A 17,437-nucleotide genomic window follows, 5' to 3' on the forward strand; every position below is an offset into this window, starting at 1 on the left:
CCGGCTTTTTTTGTTTCCTCACCAATTATCCCGATTGACATAGGATATAGTACACTACTCAGGAAGGTGTCCAGTATGCGAAAAAAGTATAATCCTCTCCTCTTGCCGCCATGGCTCCAAGTCGTAAGAGCAGTTGCTCGGCAATTAATCATTCCCTTTACCATTTTCCAAGCGATTCGGACGATTTTTTTGCCGACCACTTTTGATGTTATTTTACTCTCAATATTTGTCCTTCTTGCCATTGCCTTATATTGGGAATGGATTTAGAATCTTCATTTCTAAAAGAAGGCTGCTATGCCCATTCCAACGAAAAGCGGGGAGCCGTTGTTAAAGACTTCCATCCTCACATGAAACAAAACGAAAAAAGTTCCTTCCAAACAACCGCAGCAAAGCTCACCGTTTCATGCCACTTTACATTTTTTATGAAGAATTGCCTCCCTGTTTTTCTTTTTTTGCTTGTTCATTCTCCAATATCCGCATGACGATATATTCTACATTTCGAAGCTGCCAATAGTCATGTTGAAGAGTGCGGACAAACTGTTTTTCATCCTTATTCACATCGGTTTCCGAATACTTTTCCAGAGTCGATAAAATTTGTCCGGGGTAAGATAAATAACTAAGAAATAACGACATTTCATCTTCTTTCAACGGAAAATAGGCAAAATAAGTCATAATCCATTCCAAACATTCGTCGTGCTTTGTTGGATACGTTTTTAGGGTCCGGGATAAGAACGGAAGAAGATCCCGAATCGGAAGGGCCGTTTGTGAACGTTCAAAGTTGGAGAAATAACCTAGTCCGTCTTCATTATAAAGAAAATGTTCCGGCGACAGTTTTCCGTGTATGATCACCGTACGCACCGTTTTATTTTCTTTTGACGCTTCATACCACTCTTCCAACTTTTCTTTTGAGAATTGAAGAGCTTGCAAAATTTGAATATAGTACAAACTGGATAACAGTTGAAAAGGCGACATATAAATTTCTTGTTCACAGCTTGTGATCCATTGTTCTAAAAATTCTTCCTGTTTCTCCCACTCTGCTTTCATTCTTTCAAAGTGCTGCTTTCTTTCCTCCTGATCCACCGGTATTTCCCGTGTGGACAAAGTGTGGAGTCTTGCGAGCTCACGGAACATTTGCTGATGGCGTTGGCTTCTCCCTTCCTTTTCATTGCCGGTTAGCCAGGGCATTAAATAATAAAGATGATGGCCATGAAGAACCCCGTAGCGTCCATCCAATGTCGGATAAATCGGAATGAGGCGATGATAGCCTTTTTGAAACAGAAGTTGAAGCGAGCGGATAAATTCCATCCCCTCGTTTGCTGGAATTCTTTTGACGGCGAACACTCCTTTATCGGTATGGACCTTCGCCACTTTCCCAAAAAGCTCATAGAAGGTCAGAGATAATCCATAGTTTTGAAGTATCGCTTGCATATCCTCCATACCTTCACCTGCTTTAAAAGAAGCGAGCAGGAATAAACCTGCTCGACGTCTAATGTTTTGCCGTTTTGGATTCCGGAATATACAGAACTTGACCACCGGAGACACTTTGTGTCGTTTCTAACTGATTTTCCTTTATAATTTGTTGAACGCTTACTTCATACCGCTCCGCAATTTGGTCAATCGTTTCACCATTTTGGACAATGCAAACTTTTAATTTTGCAGGCTTCTCTTCATCCTTCCTGGCAAAAAATTCTTTGAGCGATATGGATTCATAATGCTTTTTCTTTTTGAAAATCTTTTGTTTAGGCTTTTCCTCTTCTTGTTCTTTCGAATCCTCTTCTTCCGTCGATTCGTTTTCCTCCGCTTCACTTTGATGAGACGTTTCACCTTTGTATTCGGCTGCATTTTCAATGAATATGTTTTCTTCTTCCGAATCAAAAAATGCTGGTTCTTTCTCGGAATACCCTTCCTTTCGATCAGCTTGCTCTTTACGTGGCGCCTCTCCTGATTGATTTTTCAGTTCTTTCCATTCTTCCTCTTCCGAAAACCTTTCTCCTATAGAAGCTTCTTCTTCCTCCTCTGGAAAGTCTTCTGTTTTTTCCTTTCTTTTTGCTTCAGCATAAAACGTTCCTTCTTCTTCCTCTAGTTCTGCATCTTGTTCCGAAAAAAGCGGGTAAATTCTTTCCTGTTCGTTCTTTTCCTCTTCTAATATATCTTGATGCCGTTCCCGAGGAAACACCTCCACTTCTTCTATTTCTTCTTCCAATGAGAACGTCTCGTTATCTGTCTGTCTTGCGACTGTACCGTCAATCGTTAAATCCACTGTCAGCTTTAAGCAAGATTTTTCCGGTATTTCATAATCGAACGTTTCAATGCTTACTTCAATATCTTCCAATGAATGCACCCTGCTTTTTGGAATCGATATATCAATGGGGAAGCCGTGGAAAAACTCCATCCCTCCTTCGTCGTCCACCCTCACTTCTTGAACATACTTCCCGTTGGTTAACTGATCTTCCTCTTCGATTGCTTCTTCTACGGAAAGATATTCACCCGACAGCCTTAACTGCCCTCGAATGACAACGAAATGTTCTTGTTCTTCAACTACAATCTCGGGATCCAAAGAAATGGATATCAATTCCTCTACTTCCTGTCCCTTTCGAAACCAAAGCGTTTCTTCCAAAGAAAATCGCAAACTTGATTGATCATTCTGTACCAAACGGATTCCTCCTTTCCAAGTTCAAACTGTTTTATAAAAGAACTTACTATCAGCAAAAATCCGGTATCCTTTGATTCTGCTCAAGTACGTCATCGAAGTTTTCCATCCAGTAGCCGATTTTTCATCAGCCCTAAAACAAAGACCCGCTGCTCTCAAGATTCGCTTTATTTTCAATCTATGCTCAAGTTTTCTGGAATATGTTTATTTGCGTAATAATTGATTTTTTATCAAAGAAGGAAATAAACTGCCCAAATTCAGTAAAATATTCCGGGAACACCGCTTTTTTCATGTATTAGGCAGCGTTGATGATCGCAAAATTCACTTGCCCTCCGCGGACGATCCGCAAATTTTCATTGCCAGTGCCGGTAAAAGTGAACATCGAATTCTGGCGGTTGCCATCACCCAGACACTTTCTGAAACAAGACTCCTTCAAAAAGAACTCCTAGAAATCGAGTAGGAGGGAGCGATTAACTCCCGTCCTCTCACACCACCGTACGTACGGTTCCGTATACGGCGGTTCAATTAAGATAATTGACGCAAGTCTTTATAACTTCCGTGAATAGCTGTTCTCTTTATGCCAGTGGTCACTCCACCCTCCAAGAGGTCTCCCACGGGATTCACCGCTTCCTCCCTCAAGTGAGGTACTACGTTTTCTGTGTTCATCATGACTCACTGAATACCAAGGGCTATTCTCTCTTAATTGTTCGGTCCTTCTTAGTTGTTCTAGACCAACTAATACTATGACCTCTGCTGACTTCTGACGGTTCAGCTACTTATCACTAAGTAGGTTATGAAGAGTACTTCACATATCCGCCAGACCTCCCCGGGTAAGTACATGCACTTTCACACCATCTATCCGCCTCATTTACTCGATATGACCTTCGACAGAAAGAGCTTTGTTTTGTTATGCAAACTCACTCAATCATACCTAGCCTTATATGAGGTTCGTGTTCCTCGGACCGGTGTTTTGCCTCCAGCTTCCTTCAGATTCCGCGTCACCACGGACACCCTTGCTCTTGGCTAACCTCTACTTCTGTCTTCGGGGTTCGGGACTTACACCCTATAGTTCATGTACATGCCGGGCGCACATAAACAAACCCGACAAGAATGATATCATCTCGTCGGGTTTTCTTGTTTTTAAAAGGGGGCTTTTAGGCCACCCCATAATAATTTTTATTTGAAACAATCTTAACTTGCATCCTTTAACGAGCATTTGAACCATATTGCGGTTCATTTAGCAAAGCTTGATTGTCGCTCTCTCTGCCCAAGCGCGTTATCCTCTAATCTTTTTGAACGCTTTTTCAGCAGCAGCAATCGTTTTTTCAATGTCTTCGTCCGTATGGGCAGCCGATAGGAAAATTCCTTCAAATTGAGAAGGAGGCAGAAAGATCCCTTCATTGGCCATTTCCCGATAATAGCTGGCGAACAGCTCTAAATCAGATGTTCTCGCTGTTTCATAGTTGATCACCTTTTCGTTCGTAAAGAACAAACCAATCATCGAACCGGCACGATTGATAGTATGCGGAATTTCGTATTTTTCAGCCGCTGCGTGAATGCCTTCTTCCAGCCGGTCTGCTTTACGGACAAATTCTTTGTAAAGATCAGGAGTAAGCTGACGAAGGGTTTCATATCCTGCTGTCATCGCAAGAGGATTTCCGGAAAGTGTTCCGGCTTGGTAAATCGGGCCGCTCGGTGCTACTTTCTCCATTATGTCCGCTCGTCCACCGAAAGCGCCAACAGGCAGTCCGCCTCCAATGACTTTTCCTAAGCAAGTGAGATCCGGCGTTATTCCGAAATATCCTTGAGCACAATGGTAATCAACACGGAAACCTGTCATCACTTCATCAAAAATCAAAAGCGATCCGTATTCCTTCGTCACTTTCCGCAGCCCTTCCAAAAATCCTGGAACCGGCGGAACAACGCCCATGTTCCCTGCCACCGGCTCCACGATCACGCAAGCGATGTCCTCACCGTATTTTTCAAAAGCTTGCTTAACAGCTTCCAGATCGTTATAAGGGACAGCAATCGTATTTTCAGCTACTCCTTTAGGCACTCCCGGACTGTCAGGAAGCCCGAGAGTAGCCACTCCTGAACCCGCTTTGATCAGCAAAGAATCGCCGTGTCCATGGTACGATCCTTCAAATTTTACAATTTTATTTCGTCCCGTATATCCCCTTGCCAGCCGCAGCGCGCTCATCGTGGCTTCCGTACCGGAAGACACCATCCGAACGATCTCTATAGATGGAACTCGTTCTTGAACGAGTTTTGCCAATTTATTTTCCATAATCGTAGGCGCACCAAAGCTCGTTCCATTTTCGGCCGTTTTCTTAATGGCTTCAATCACTTGATCGTTTGCATGTCCTAAAATAAGCGGACCCCAGGAAAGAACGTAATCAATATATTCATTTCCATCAATGTCATAGATTTTGGAGCCTTTTCCCCGCTCCATGAAGATCGGATCCATATTGACCGATCTAAAAGCACGGACCGGACTGTTGACTCCACCGGGCATGAGTTTAACGGCATCTTTATAAGCTTGTTTGGACTTTTCGTAAGAACGCATGTTTATCCCCCATTTTCTTAATTACAAAACAGAATCCTCTTGAAGGTAACGGCAGACATCTTTTGCAAAATAAGTAATGATGAGATCGGCACCTGCACGTTTCATGCTCGTTAATTTTTCCATCACAATGGCTTTTTCATCGATCCATCCGTTTTGAGCGGCCGCTTTGACCATCGAATACTCACCGCTGACATTATAAGCGACAATCGGCACATTAAAGCTGTTACGGACGTCTCTCACAATATCCAAATAAGACATCGCAGGCTTCACAATTAAAAAGTCTGCGCCTTCTTCAATATCTGACTCCGCTTCCCGAAGCGCTTCACGACGATTGGCCGGATCCATTTGATAAGTTTTGCGGTCGCCAAACTGCGGAGTAGAATCGGCAGCATCGCGAAAAGGTCCGTAGAAACTGGAGGAATATTTCACCGCATAAGACATAATCGGCACATATTCAAATCCTGATTCATCCAGACCTTTGCGGATAGCCGCCACAAATCCATCCATCATATTGGAAGGAGCGATAATGTCCGCCCCTGCTTTTGCTTGGCTTATTGCTGTTTTGGCCAATAAATCAAGAGACGGATCATTTAATATTTGACTGCCTTCTACAACGCCGCAATGGCCGTGGCTTGTGTATTCGCATAAACAAGTGTCCGCCACTACGACGATGTCCGGGTAATGGCTTTTAATATAGCGAATCGCTTCCTGAACGATGCCATGGTCATGGTAGGCCCCTGATCCCACTTCGTCTTTTTCTTTCGGTACACCAAAAACGATCACCGATTTAATCCCTAATTCCACAATTTCATCCATTTCTTCTTTTAGACGATCGATGGAATATTGGTAAACACCAGGCATCGATTTCACTTCGTTTTTTATATTGACTCCTTCAACCGCAAAGATTGGATAAATTAAGTCTTCTTTTCGAACGAAATTTTCACGCACTAAAGCACGCATATTCGACGATTGACGAAGACGGCGATGACGTTTAAATTGCAGTTCCATATTATGTCTCCTCCTTTTGGTAAAAAGCGCAAATTTCTGCCAGCAAGGCATCCATCGTATACTCACCTGGACAAATATGCACAGGAAGACGGTATTGCCTAAGCTCTTTACTGGTGACCGGACCAATGCTGGCAAACAAAATCCGTGTTAAGTGTCGTTTTAATTGATGCTCTTCTACTACTCTCATAAAATGGCGAACGGTCGATGGACTTGTAAAACATGCGACATCCAAAATATCGTGATTCAACAATGAAACGAGCTTCTCTTCCGATTCTTTTGGGAAAATCGTTTCATAGACTATCCATTCTTCCGCAGACGCACCAGTTGACCGCAACGCTCTTGCGATAGATTCTTTGGATAAATTTCCTTTTGGTATGAGCGCGCGTTCCGCACGAAAACGTCCGTTTTGAATGCAGCGGACAAACTCATCTGCCGTATACCGGTCGGGAACAAAATCCGCATGAAAGCTATGTTTATTTAAAGCTTGTTCTGTTTTTGCCCCTACCACGGCAAATTTGGCTAATAGGCTTTTTTGCGGGTTAACGGCTCTTTCCGACAGAATTTGAAAAAAGAAATCCACACCGTTTTTACTTGTGAAAATCACCCAGTCAAACATCTCGAGCATTCGCAAAAATTCTTCTTCCCTTTGATCGTGAACAGGTTGAAACGCGATTAACGGTACAACGTGGGGAATACCGCCAAGCTGTTCAATTTCGGCAGCAAAACCAGCTGCTTGCTTTTGGCCGCGGGTAATCAAAATTTGCTTTCCGGCTAATGGAAGACTCCCTCCCATAAAGCTCACTCCCCAGCAAGCTGATCAATCAGCTGTTTGGCTCCCATTCGAATCATGCGACGAGCTACTTCTTCCCCCACTTGTTCGGGATTTCTTCCTACCGCCATTTCTTTGTAAACGGTTTTCCCATCTGGTGAGGCAACAAGTGCAGTCAATACTACTTCTTCTCCTTTTACATGAGCGTAGCCGGCAATCGGCACTTGGCATCCGCCGTCCATTTTTTGAAGAAAAGCTCGTTCAGCAGCGACTGATTGGGCGGTATCGGTACTGTTTAATCCTTGGAGAAGGGACAAAAGCTCTTCATCGTCTTTCCGGCATTCAACGGCTAGCGCCCCTTGTCCAACAGCCGGAAGGCAAATATCCGGATCTAAAAATTGTGTCACGACATCTTTTGTCCAGCCCATGCGCGACAAGCCGGCAGCGGCCAAAACAATCGCATCATAGTCGTCGGTTTCCAGTTTTTTTAGACGTGTGTCAATATTTCCGCGGATCCATTGAATTTTCACATCCGGTCTATGCGCCAAGATTTGAGCTCCGCGCCGCAAACTGCTTGTCCCAATTTTCGCCCCAGCCGGCAATTGGTCCATCGTGAGCCCGTCTTTAGAAATCAAGACATCACGGTGATCTTCCCGTTCAGGAATACAGCCGATCGTAAGCCCTTCTGGCAAATATGCAGGCATATCTTTCATGCTATGTACAGCCATGTCAATTTCTTTGTTCAGCATGGCCTGCTCGATCTCTTTGACAAACAATCCTTTCCCGCCCACTTTGGATAAGGTAACGTCAAGAATCTTATCGCCTTTTGTCACGATCTCTTTTATTTCAAATTCATAGGAAGGATTTAGCCTTTTTAATTGTTGAATGACCCATTTGGTTTGTGTCAGCGCCAATTTGCTTCTACGCGACCCTACGATAATTTTTCTCATAACGGCCTCCTTCAATCACATATACCAAAAATGAAATGCCGATAAGCGGCTAACTAAAAAGAAGTTGATAAGCACAATGAGAAACGCAGCTGTATTGAATAAAGCGAGCGCTTTTCCCTGCTTGTTTTTCCGAACTTTAAAGTAAAGGAACATGCTGTAAACAATCAATAAAATAAAAGAACTGATAATTTTTGGATCATACCATTCCACATTAGGGAGTTTTGTGAATTTCCATTGCAGCCCTAAAATCAACGACAATAGCAGCATTGGCACGCCAATTGCATTTAATATATAGGACAGCTGCTCAAGCTTCGTCAAATCGCCAATCCGCCACAACCACTGACTCCACTTTTTTTCTTTCAAAAGCCGATACTCCAGCAAATATAACAACGAAAAAATAAAGGACAGCGAAAAAGCCCCGTAAGAAAGCAGCGCCATTATAATATGAATCAGCAAAAGCTCAGAGACTAATCTTTCTGCCATAGCGTCCGATTGCATTTGCATAGGCGCAAATGTATGAATCGCCATAATGGCAAATCCAAGTATATTGGTGAAAAACACCAAAAAATCCATTCGTAAAAACCGATTGATCAATAATGAAAATGTGATCAACACCCATGCATAAAAATAAAGCCCTTCAAAAATGGTCAGGACCGGAAACCTTCCTGTCTTGAACATATAAAGAAACAAAAAAATTGTTTGAAGCACCCAAACAATCGCTAAAGTCCAGAAGGCGAACGAATTCGCCTTCCGATTTCGATGAAGAAAATCAATGAAGTAGAGCAAAATACTGACCGCATACAATAGAATCATGAGTTCATGCAATCTTGTCATACCGTGTACAAAAGCCATAAATGAACCCCTTACACTTGATAAGAAGAAGCCACGATGGCCCCCGTTTTTACGTCTTCTGCTTTCTGCTGATTTTCTGCTATCACTTGTTCCTCAATATTAAAGATTTTTGTAAAAAACTCCAATTTCTCTTTTGCGCCCTTTTGTCCTGCCAATTCTTTCGCTTGCAGGATTGGATCTTTTAACAACTGGTTAATAATGCTTTTTGTATGTTTATTAATAATCTTCCGTTCACGGTCGGTCAAATCGGGTAGCTTTCTATCCAAGCTTTTCATCGTTTCTGCTTGTATGGCAAGCGCCTTTTTCCGAAGCGCCGCAATAACAGGCACCACACCAAGCATATTCAGCCACTCATGAAATTCCGAAATTTCTTCTTCTATCATGATCATGATTTTTTCAGCTGCTTTTTTCCGTTCTGCCATATTCGCTTCTACAATGCCTTCCAAATCATCAATATCATACAAAAAGACATTTTCAAGCTCATGAATTTCCGGATCGATATCCCGCGGAACCGCTATATCGACCATGAAGAGAGGCCGTCCTTTTCTCAAATTAACGACTCCGGACATCATATCCTTTGAAATAACAAAGTCATTTGATCCGGTTGAACTGATGAGGATATCCGCTTCTAAAAGAGCACATTGCAATTCCCGCAGTTCTTTCGCCGTCCCCGAAAATCGCTCCGCTAACGAGGCAGCTTTTTCGAACGTACGGTTGATGACCGTTACTTTCGTCGCTCCGCTTCCTTGCAGATTTTTAAGGGCCAATTCCCCCATCTTTCCCGCACCGAGAATTAATACATGTTTGCCGTTTAAGTTTCCAAATATTTTTTTCGCCAGTTCCACGGCGGCATAACTGACGGAAACGGCATTCGCTCCAATTTCTGTTTTAGAATGAGCTTTTTTAGCCAATGTAACCGCTTGTTTAAATAATTGATTAAAAATCGTTCCAGTCGCTTCAGAACGCTGTGCTTGCAGAAAACTATCGCGTACCTGTCCGAGAATCTGCGTTTCCCCGACAATCATAGAATCTAAACCGCACGTTACTTTAAAAAGATGTTCAACCGCGTCCGCTTCTTCATAAACAAAGAGAAACGGCGCGAATTCATCCATTTCGATATGAAACCATTCGGAAAGGAATTCCTTTATATAATAGCGTCCAGTATGAATTTGATCTACGACCGCATAAATCTCCGTCCGGTTGCAAGTAGAAAGAATGACGCTTTCCAGAATGCTTTTTTTATTTTTCAGCGTACGAAGCGCTTCATCCAGATCATTTGCGTCAAAAGTAAGCCGTTCTCTTATTTCGACTGGGGCCGTTTTATAGTGAAGTCCTGCTACTATGATATGCATGGCCGACAGTGACACCCCCAAAAATCAATACTATTTTTATTATACCATGTTCAAAAATTACTGAATCAAAAAATTATGAACATATGGTAACATAGATATTAGTTTTACCCTTAAAATGGCTAAATGGAAAGACATCCATTTTTAAAATAATTATCATATTATATTTATTTTTAATTTCAAGTTTACAATACCAAACTATCCCGAAAGAATCAAATCATTGACCTTTTCGAAAGGAATGGATTTACGAATGAAACAACAGCGTTTTTTCCCAGGGATCATTTTAATGGGATTTGGAGCTTATTTTTATCTGCAAAAATCCAATATCCTATTATTCGATGGCTTTTTTACTTGGCCGACCATTCTCTTAATTGTTGGATTGGCTTTTCTTTTTCAAGCTTATGGCGGACAAGACTATCAGTTTATTCTGCCTGGCGTTATTTTGACAGGTTTTGGCATCCATTTTCATCTTGTTCGTCAGTTTCCAAATTGGCCTGATCAGATCGGAATTTTTGTTTTGATCATCGCCATCGGTTTCTTTCTTCAATCTCAAAAAACAAAAGAGGGCTTCCTATACAGTATGTTATTTTTCATTCTTGCCCTATTGTCGCTCTTTTATCAAAATGTCATTGCTTGGCTTGGATTGCTGAGGAGCGGGCAAGAAGATTTATGGCATTTTTGGCCAATACTGCTCATTCTAGTAGGAGCTTACTTATTATTTGTAAAACGAAAATAAGGAGGCAATGCATGCCTCCTTATTGACATTTTGAAACCTTTAAACAGAAACACAGCAATGCTAAAATCGCAAGACGCCGCTCATAACGACTCCGAATTAACGCAAATAGGCTTCAAGAAGATTCCAAGTCTTATCTTTTCCTTCTCCGGTCTCCGAAGAAAAAATGATGATTTCATCAGCCGGATCGAATTTCAATGTCTGTTTGACCTGCTTCACATGTTTCTGCCATTTTCCTCTTGGAATTTTGTCCGCCTTTGTGGCAATGACCATGCATGGGATATCATAGTATTTTAAAAAATCGTACATCATTACATCATCATTTGTCGGTGGGTGGCGCAAATCCACTAAAAGCAACACCAATTTCAATTGTTTTCTCGTCGTCAAATAAGTTTCAATCATTTGCCCCCATGCTTCTCTCTCTTTTTTGGAAACCCTTGCATATCCGTAGCCCGGAACATCCACAAAATAAAGCTTGTTTTCGATTCGATAAAAATTAAGCGTTTGTGTTTTTCCCGGATTGGATGATGTTCTGGCTAAACTTTTGCGATTGACCATTTTGTTAATAAAAGAGGATTTCCCCACATTTGAACGACCCGCAAGCGCAAATTCCGGAAGATCCTCTTTCGGATATTGTTCGGGCTTGACAGCACTGATCACTAATTCGGCTTCATGAACGTTCATTGGTTATCACCCGCCAACGCCGTTTTTAGCACTTCATCCATTTGAGAAACAAGCACAAAATGCAAATCTTTCCGAATGCTTGTCGGAATATCATCCAAATCTTTTTCGTTTTCTTGAGGAACGATAATCGTTTTTAATCCCGCTCTATGAGCTCCCAACGATTTTTCTTTCAGTCCGCCAATCGGGAGTACTCTGCCACGAAGCGTTATTTCTCCCGTCATTCCAACTTCTTTATGAACGGGGCGATTCGTCAATGCAGAAACAAGAGCAGTTGCCATCGTAATTCCTGCCGAAGGTCCGTCTTTTGGAACGGCGCCTTCCGGTACGTGTATGTGAATATCATATTTTTCATGGAAATCTTCTTCAATGCCCAGTTCTTTCGCATTGGAGCGGACATAGCTAAAAGCAGCTTGGGCCGACTCTTTCATCACATCTCCTAGTTTTCCTGTTAAAACTAGCTTTCCTTTTCCCGGCGCCAAAGAAACCTCGATTTGCAGTGTATCGCCACCAACAGGGGTGTAGGCTAGTCCGTTGGCTACGCCAATCTGATCCACTTTTTCCGCTGATCCATAACGGAATATCTTTTTCCCTAAAAATTCTTCCAGATTATTTTCTGTCACGATCACACGCCTTTTCTCTCCGGCTACAATCATTTTTGCCGTTTTCCGGCATATGGCCGCCAACTGACGTTCAAGTCCGCGAACACCCGCTTCTCTTGTATAATAGCGAACAATGTCTTGAATGGCATCGTTTCGAATTTGCAGCTGTCCCTTCTTCAATCCGTTTTCTTTCAATTGTTTAGGAAGAAGATGGTCTTTTGCAATATGAATCTTTTCCAATTCCGTATAACCAGGAATGCTGATAATTTCCATACGGTCTCTCAATGGTCCTGGAATCGTTGATAAATCATTCGCTGTCGCAATAAACATCACGTTCGACAAATCATATGGTTCTTCAATAAAATGATCGCTGAATGCATGATTTTGTTCCGGATCGAGTACTTCGAGCATGGCCGCGGATGGATCGCCGCGAAAATCGCTCGACATCTTGTCAATTTCATCCAGCAGAAATACCGGATTGATTGTCCCCGCTTTTTGCATCCCTCTTATAATTCGTCCCGGCATGGCCCCCACATAAGTTCGGCGATGCCCGCGAATTTCAGATTCATCCCGTACACCGCCTAAGGAGACGCGGACAAATTTACGATTAAGCGACTCTGCGATGGAACGAGCGAGACTTGTTTTTCCTACACCCGGCGGTCCTACAAGGCATAATATCGGCCCCTTAACGGATCGTGTCAGTTTTCGGACAGCTAAGTATTCTAAAACCCGTTCTTTTACTTTTTCTAAGCCGTAATGATCCCTGTTTAATATACGTTCGGCCTTTTTTATGTTTAAGTCATCTTTGGTTGCTTTGGACCAAGGAATCGTAATCAGCCATTCTAGATAATTTCTGATCACTGCGCTTTCCGCCGAACTGGTCGGAATGCTTTCATAGCGGCCGAGTTCTTTCATGGCTGTTTCTTTTACATGTTCAGGCATTCCGGCATCTTCAATTCGTTTCGTAAGCTCTTCGACTTCTCCGGTTTTCCCTTCTTTGTCGCCCAACTCTTTTTGAATAGCTTTCATTTGTTCCCGCAAATAATATTCTTTTTGGGTGCGTTCCATAGATTGCTTTACGCGCTGTCCAATTTTTTTCTCAAGATTTAATATTTCTTTTTCGTTATGGAGAATGTCGATTAATTTTTGCAGCCGTTCCTTGATCGCCACTGTTTCCAATATTTCTTGTTTTTGATGGATTTTAATCGGCAAATGGGAAGCGATTATATCAGCAAGCCTTCCCGGTTCTTCAATGTCCGAAACGGTCGTGAACGTTTCAGCGGTAATTTTTTTCGACATCTTTATGTACTGTTCAAAAGAATCCAGCAGCGTTCGCATCAAAGCTTGTGTTTCGATATCTTTCATTTTTTCTTCTTCAAAGGTTTCAACGACGACGTGAAAATACTTTTCTTCATGATAAAACTCTTTAATTCTGCCCCGTCGAAGACCTTCCACAAGCACGCGGATCGTTCCGTTCGGAAGCTTTAACATTTGCTTGACTTTTGTCAACGTTCCTATCCTATATAAGTCCTCTTCAGAGGGATTATCTATATTCATATCTTTTTGGGTCGTTAAAAAAATCAAATGATTATCCATCAAGGCACGCTCCAGCGCTTCAATCGAACGCTCGCGGCCAACATCCAAATGCAAAACCATTGTAGGATAAACCAATAATCCTCTTAACGGAAGGAGGGGGATGGAATAGACCGTTTGTTCACTCATATTGGCACCTCCGTAATCTCTATGTTACTTTCGTATGATCTTTGTACAATTCTAACTTATTTATAAACACCTGTCCATTTGGAATTCTTCTGATCAAATGCAGCTGAATCAGAAAAATCCAATGGAACCCTTTGGAGGTCTTGAAACTGAATGATGCTTTTCTATGATCGCTTGCCGAAAACGGATGTTTCTTTCTTCATGCAAGCAGACTTCCCCGCTCCATTTATAGAAATTCAAACAAAAAGAACACAGATCCTGCCATTACATCATCACATAAGTACGGATATTCGATTGTATTCCAAAAGCTAAGCCGTTTTCAGAAGGCCATACGAACGACCTAACAAATTCAGAGCATTTCCTGGTTATTATGCCAATGCGTAATCGTTCCTTCTGCATCCGCTTTCTTTTCAATCGCCTGTTCAATGACTTCGCGAATATGTTCCACAGGAATAATCGTAATACCATCGAATTCTTTGATGATTTCCTGCATGTTCGCTTTCGGAATAAGCACTTTCTCGACACCCGCCAGTTTGGCAGCCCTTATTTTCGGCATAACGCCTCCAATTGGCTTTACTGTCCCGTGGACGCTGATCTCTCCAGTCATAGCAATCTTATGAGAAACGGGCATCTTGTAAATAGCGGAATAAATACCGGTGGCTATGGCAATTCCTGCGGACGGTCCATCCACCGGAATTCCGCCTGGAAAATTCACATGAATGTCATATTGATGGCAAGGCACACCCATTGATCGTAAAACCGTGAGTACAGTTTCAATCGAGCCTCTTGCCATGCTTTTTCGCCGTATGGATTTTCCTTGGCCGCCTATACTTTCTTCTTCGACAATGCCAGTAATCGTCAGCGTCCCTTTTTTGTCTGCCGGGATGACAGCCACTTCAATTTCCAACAAAGCTCCGCTGTTCGATCCTATTACAGCCAAACCATTCACAATGCCGACTGCAGAATGATCTTTAATTTTCTGTTCATAACGGGGCGTCATTTGGCTAGACTGCACGATCCATTGGATATCCTTATCCTTAATGGCTCTCCTGCCTTCCGTTATCGCCAAGCCGGCTGCAATTTGAACAATGTTAACGGCTTCACGGCCGTTTCGTGCATAAGAGCTCAAAATTTTCAATCCACTGTCGCTCATGCTCATTTTGACCTTTTCTGCAGCTTTTTTGGCTACTTGGATGATCTCATCTTGTTCTAATCCTCGAAAAAACACTTCCATGCAGCGAGAACGAATCGCCGGCGGTATTTCCTCAGGCGTTCTGGTTGTCGCTCCGATTAATCGAAAGTCCGCAGGCAAGCCATTTTTAAAAATATCATGGATATGGGCAGGAATTTGTGTATTCTCTTCATTATAATAGGCGCTTTCCAAAAAAACTTTCCTGTCCTCCAACACTTTTAACAATTTATTCATTTGAATAGGATGCAACTCACCGATTTCATCTATAAAAAGGACGCCGCCGTGAGCGTTGGTTACAGCTCCTTGTTTCGGTTGGGGAATGCCTGCTTGTCCCATGGCTCCGGCTCCTTGATAAATGGGATCATGCACAGACCCTATAAGCGGATCAGCTATTCCCCGTTCATCAAACCGGGCAGTAGTCGCATCCATCTCCACAAATACGGCCGATGGAGAAAATGGCGTTTTCGGGTTTTTTTTCGCTTCTTCCAACACCAAACGGGCCGCCGCTGTTTTTCCGACCCCGGGAGGACCATAAATAATGACATGTTGAGGATTGGGGCCGCATATCGCTGCCTTTAAAGCTTTTATACCATCTTCTTGTCCGATGATATCAGAAAAAGAAGTAGGCCTGACTCTTTCCGACAAAGGCTCCGTTAAGGAAATCGACCGCATTTTCCGAAGCTGTTCCATTTCCTTTCTTGATTCACGGTCAATGGATATTTTTTGGGTGCGTTGATTTTTCAACAAATTCCAAAAATACAGCCCTATGACGACACCAAAAAACATTTGAATCATTAATGCAATACCTGTCCAATTCATACTATATCCCCCTCCTGATTAACCATCGATATACGGCTAGTATCTCCTGGACACGAGGGGAATAAACATAAATCAAAAGCACCTGGCGCCGACCATTTTCACCGTTTTCACGGTTCAATCGTCGAACAGATAACAGGTTTGATCAAGTGAAGCGGTAAAGTTTATCTTTTTCACATAAATAGGGGAAAAAGGAGCCGAACATATCGGCTCCTTCGTTATGCAGACGTTTTTCGTTCTTCTGTTTCTTGAATAATTCTTCCGTCCGTCCCGATTAACTTTGGCATGCTGTTATTTAAAACGGTATCTTTTGTTATGATACACTTTGAAATATCTTCTCTTGAAGGCAAATCGAACATTACATCCAGCATAATGCTTTCGATGATGGAACGCAATCCACGTGCACCCGTTTTTCTTTCGATTGCTTTTTTTGCGATTTCAACAAGTGCTTCTTGTTCAAATTCTAATTCAACATGATCAAGTTCCATCATTTTTTGATATTGTTTGACGAGCGCATTTTTCGGCTTCGTCAAAATTTGAATTAACGCTTCTTCGTCAAGAGGTTCCAGACTTGCGATAACCGGTAAACGGCCGATGAATTCAGGAATTAATCCGAACTTCAGCAAATCTTCCGGAACCACTTTGGAAAGCAGATCTTTTTCTTCGATTTCTCCTTTCGTCGGATCCGATCCGAAACCGATCACTTTTTGACCGAGACGGCGTTTGATAATTTGTTCAATGCCGTCAAAGGCCCCGCCGCAAATAAACAAAATATTGGTCGTATCAATTTGGATAAATTCTTGATGAGGATGTTTTCTTCCTCCTTGAGGCGGAACACTTGCCACTGTTCCTTCCAAAATCTTTAACAAAGCCTGTTGAACTCCTTCACCGGAAACATCCCTGGTGATGGACGGATTTTCCGATTTTCTGGCGACTTTATCGATCTCATCAATATAAATAATTCCTTTTTCCGCTTTTTCTACATCATAGTCGGCGGCTTGAATCAGTTTCAAAAGAATATTTTCTACATCTTCTCCGACATACCCTGCTTCCGTAAGAGAAGTCGCATCGGCAATCGCAAAAGGAACATTTAAGATGCGCGCTAATGTTTGCGCTAACAAAGTCTTGCCGCTCCCAGTAGGACCGATTAAACAAATATTACTCTTTGCCAGTTCTACATCGTCGACTTTACTGTTGGAGTTGATCCGCTTATAGTGGTTATAGACAGCAACAGCCAAAGATTTCTTCGCTTGGTCTTGCCCAATGACGTATTCATCGAGAATTTCACGGATTTCACGCGGCTTCGGCACATCCTTAAACTCTACTTCTTCCTCGGTTCCCAATTCTTCTTCCACAATTTCCGTACACAATTCGATGCATTCATCACATATATAAACACCAGGTCCGGCGACCAGCTTACGGACCTGGTCTTGTGTTTTGCCACAGAAAGAACATTTCAGTTGTCCTTTCTCATCACTGAATTTAAACAATTTACTTCACCCCTCAATTCTTCTTAAACCAATTATTGCCGAGTCTTCGCTTTGCCACGT

The 17,437-nt window shown here is 42.4% G+C and carries 14 protein-coding genes; 2 read left to right on the forward strand and 12 right to left on the reverse strand.

What is annotated here, in order from left to right; all coding sequences use genetic code 11:
* Positions 1–75 precede the first annotated feature (75 nt).
* The gene (locus tag NST12_RS11710) at positions 76–267 is read left to right on the forward strand and encodes a hypothetical protein (RefSeq protein ID WP_040341825.1); all 192 of its coding nucleotides are present in this window, start codon (positions 76–78) and stop codon (positions 265–267) included.
* Positions 268–420: 153 nt separating this feature from the next.
* Here NST12_RS11710 and ysxE read toward each other — a convergent pair whose 3' ends face one another.
* The 8 genes from ysxE to hemA form a co-directional block, all read right to left on the reverse strand.
* Positions 421–1,437, reverse strand: a complete 1,017-nt coding sequence (gene ysxE, locus NST12_RS11715) for a spore coat protein YsxE (RefSeq protein WP_341101317.1) — start codon at positions 1,435–1,437, stop codon at positions 421–423.
* A gap of 49 nt (positions 1,438–1,486) precedes the next feature.
* Positions 1,487–2,653 carry a LysM peptidoglycan-binding domain-containing protein gene (locus tag NST12_RS11720; RefSeq protein WP_341101319.1) on the reverse strand — a complete coding sequence of 389 codons (1,167 nt, stop codon included), beginning with the start codon at positions 2,651–2,653 and terminating at the stop codon, positions 1,487–1,489.
* A gap of 1,273 nt (positions 2,654–3,926) precedes the next feature.
* Positions 3,927–5,216 carry a glutamate-1-semialdehyde 2,1-aminomutase gene (gene hemL, locus NST12_RS11725; RefSeq protein ID WP_048623778.1) on the reverse strand — a complete coding sequence of 430 codons (1,290 nt, stop codon included), beginning with the start codon at positions 5,214–5,216 and terminating at the stop codon, positions 3,927–3,929.
* Between the two features lie 21 nt (positions 5,217–5,237).
* Complete coding sequence (hemB, locus tag NST12_RS11730; RefSeq protein WP_003355541.1) at positions 5,238–6,224, reverse strand: porphobilinogen synthase; 987 nt, start codon at positions 6,222–6,224, stop codon at positions 5,238–5,240.
* A gap of 1 nt (position 6,225) precedes the next feature.
* The gene (locus tag NST12_RS11735) at positions 6,226–7,017 is read right to left on the reverse strand and encodes a uroporphyrinogen-III synthase (RefSeq protein WP_341101321.1); all 792 of its coding nucleotides are present in this window, start codon (positions 7,015–7,017) and stop codon (positions 6,226–6,228) included.
* Positions 7,018–7,022: 5 nt separating this feature from the next.
* Positions 7,023–7,943: a hydroxymethylbilane synthase gene (hemC, locus tag NST12_RS11740; protein ID WP_341101323.1), complete on the reverse strand. Its 921-nt coding sequence runs from the start codon at positions 7,941–7,943 to the stop codon at positions 7,023–7,025.
* Positions 7,944–7,958: 15 nt separating this feature from the next.
* The gene (ccsA, locus tag NST12_RS11745; RefSeq protein ID WP_003355544.1) at positions 7,959–8,795 is read right to left on the reverse strand and encodes a cytochrome c biogenesis protein CcsA; all 837 of its coding nucleotides are present in this window, start codon (positions 8,793–8,795) and stop codon (positions 7,959–7,961) included.
* Positions 8,796–8,806: 11 nt separating this feature from the next.
* A complete protein-coding gene (gene hemA / locus NST12_RS11750) occupies positions 8,807–10,147 on the reverse strand; it encodes a glutamyl-tRNA reductase (RefSeq protein WP_048623781.1) in 1,341 nt (446 codons plus the stop codon).
* 247 nt (positions 10,148–10,394) lie between these two features.
* On the opposite strand from hemA, the gene NST12_RS11755 reads away from it, so the two are divergent.
* Positions 10,395–10,880, forward strand: coding sequence for a LiaI-LiaF-like domain-containing protein (locus NST12_RS11755; RefSeq protein WP_003355546.1), 486 nt, complete (start codon positions 10,395–10,397; stop codon positions 10,878–10,880).
* A gap of 96 nt (positions 10,881–10,976) precedes the next feature.
* Here the strand turns inward: NST12_RS11755 and yihA are convergent, their stop codons facing one another.
* From yihA to clpX, 4 genes are all read right to left on the reverse strand, one after another.
* Positions 10,977–11,561: a ribosome biogenesis GTP-binding protein YihA/YsxC gene (yihA, locus tag NST12_RS11760; protein WP_003355547.1), complete on the reverse strand. Its 585-nt coding sequence runs from the start codon at positions 11,559–11,561 to the stop codon at positions 10,977–10,979.
* Positions 11,558–13,882 (reverse strand): endopeptidase La, encoded by a 2,325-nt coding sequence (gene lon / locus NST12_RS11765; protein WP_048623782.1) that lies wholly within the window; start codon positions 13,880–13,882, stop codon positions 11,558–11,560. The genes yihA and lon overlap by 4 nt, the downstream gene beginning before the upstream one ends.
* A gap of 346 nt (positions 13,883–14,228) precedes the next feature.
* Positions 14,229–15,890, reverse strand: coding sequence for an ATP-dependent protease LonB (gene lonB / locus NST12_RS11770; RefSeq protein WP_341101325.1), 1,662 nt, complete (start codon positions 15,888–15,890; stop codon positions 14,229–14,231).
* Between the two features lie 215 nt (positions 15,891–16,105).
* The gene (clpX, locus tag NST12_RS11775; protein WP_003355551.1) at positions 16,106–17,377 is read right to left on the reverse strand and encodes an ATP-dependent protease ATP-binding subunit ClpX; all 1,272 of its coding nucleotides are present in this window, start codon (positions 17,375–17,377) and stop codon (positions 16,106–16,108) included.
* Between the last annotated feature and the right edge of the window lie 60 nt (positions 17,378–17,437).

Source organism: Bacillus sp. FSL W8-1127 (assembly GCF_038006725.1).
In the GTDB taxonomy this organism is placed as follows: Bacteria; Bacillota; Bacilli; order Bacillales; family DSM-4216; genus Bacillus_O; species Bacillus_O smithii.

Bases quoted from the DNA above. Each gene is read 5' to 3' on its own strand.
- NST12_RS11710 (WP_040341825.1), top strand. From the start codon at position 76: ATGCGAAAAAAGTATAATCCTCTCCTCTTGCCGCCATGGCTCCAAGTC.
- ysxE (WP_341101317.1), bottom strand. From the start codon at position 1,437: ATGGAGGATATGCAAGCGATACTTCAAAACTATGGATTATCTCTGACC.
- hemL (WP_048623778.1), bottom strand. From the start codon at position 5,216: ATGCGTTCTTACGAAAAGTCCAAACAAGCTTATAAAGATGCCGTTAAA.
- hemB (WP_003355541.1), bottom strand. From the start codon at position 6,224: ATGGAACTGCAATTTAAACGTCATCGCCGTCTTCGTCAATCGTCGAAT.
- NST12_RS11735 (WP_341101321.1), bottom strand. From the start codon at position 7,017: ATGGGAGGGAGTCTTCCATTAGCCGGAAAGCAAATTTTGATTACCCGC.
- hemC (WP_341101323.1), bottom strand. From the start codon at position 7,943: ATGAGAAAAATTATCGTAGGGTCGCGTAGAAGCAAATTGGCGCTGACA.
- ccsA (WP_003355544.1), bottom strand. From the start codon at position 8,795: ATGGCTTTTGTACACGGTATGACAAGATTGCATGAACTCATGATTCTA.
- hemA (WP_048623781.1), bottom strand. From the start codon at position 10,147: ATGCATATCATAGTAGCAGGACTTCACTATAAAACGGCCCCAGTCGAA.
- NST12_RS11755 (WP_003355546.1), top strand. From the start codon at position 10,395: ATGAAACAACAGCGTTTTTTCCCAGGGATCATTTTAATGGGATTTGGA.
- yihA (WP_003355547.1), bottom strand. From the start codon at position 11,561: ATGAACGTTCATGAAGCCGAATTAGTGATCAGTGCTGTCAAGCCCGAA.
- lon (WP_048623782.1), bottom strand. From the start codon at position 13,882: ATGAGTGAACAAACGGTCTATTCCATCCCCCTCCTTCCGTTAAGAGGA.
- lonB (WP_341101325.1), bottom strand. From the start codon at position 15,890: ATGAATTGGACAGGTATTGCATTAATGATTCAAATGTTTTTTGGTGTC.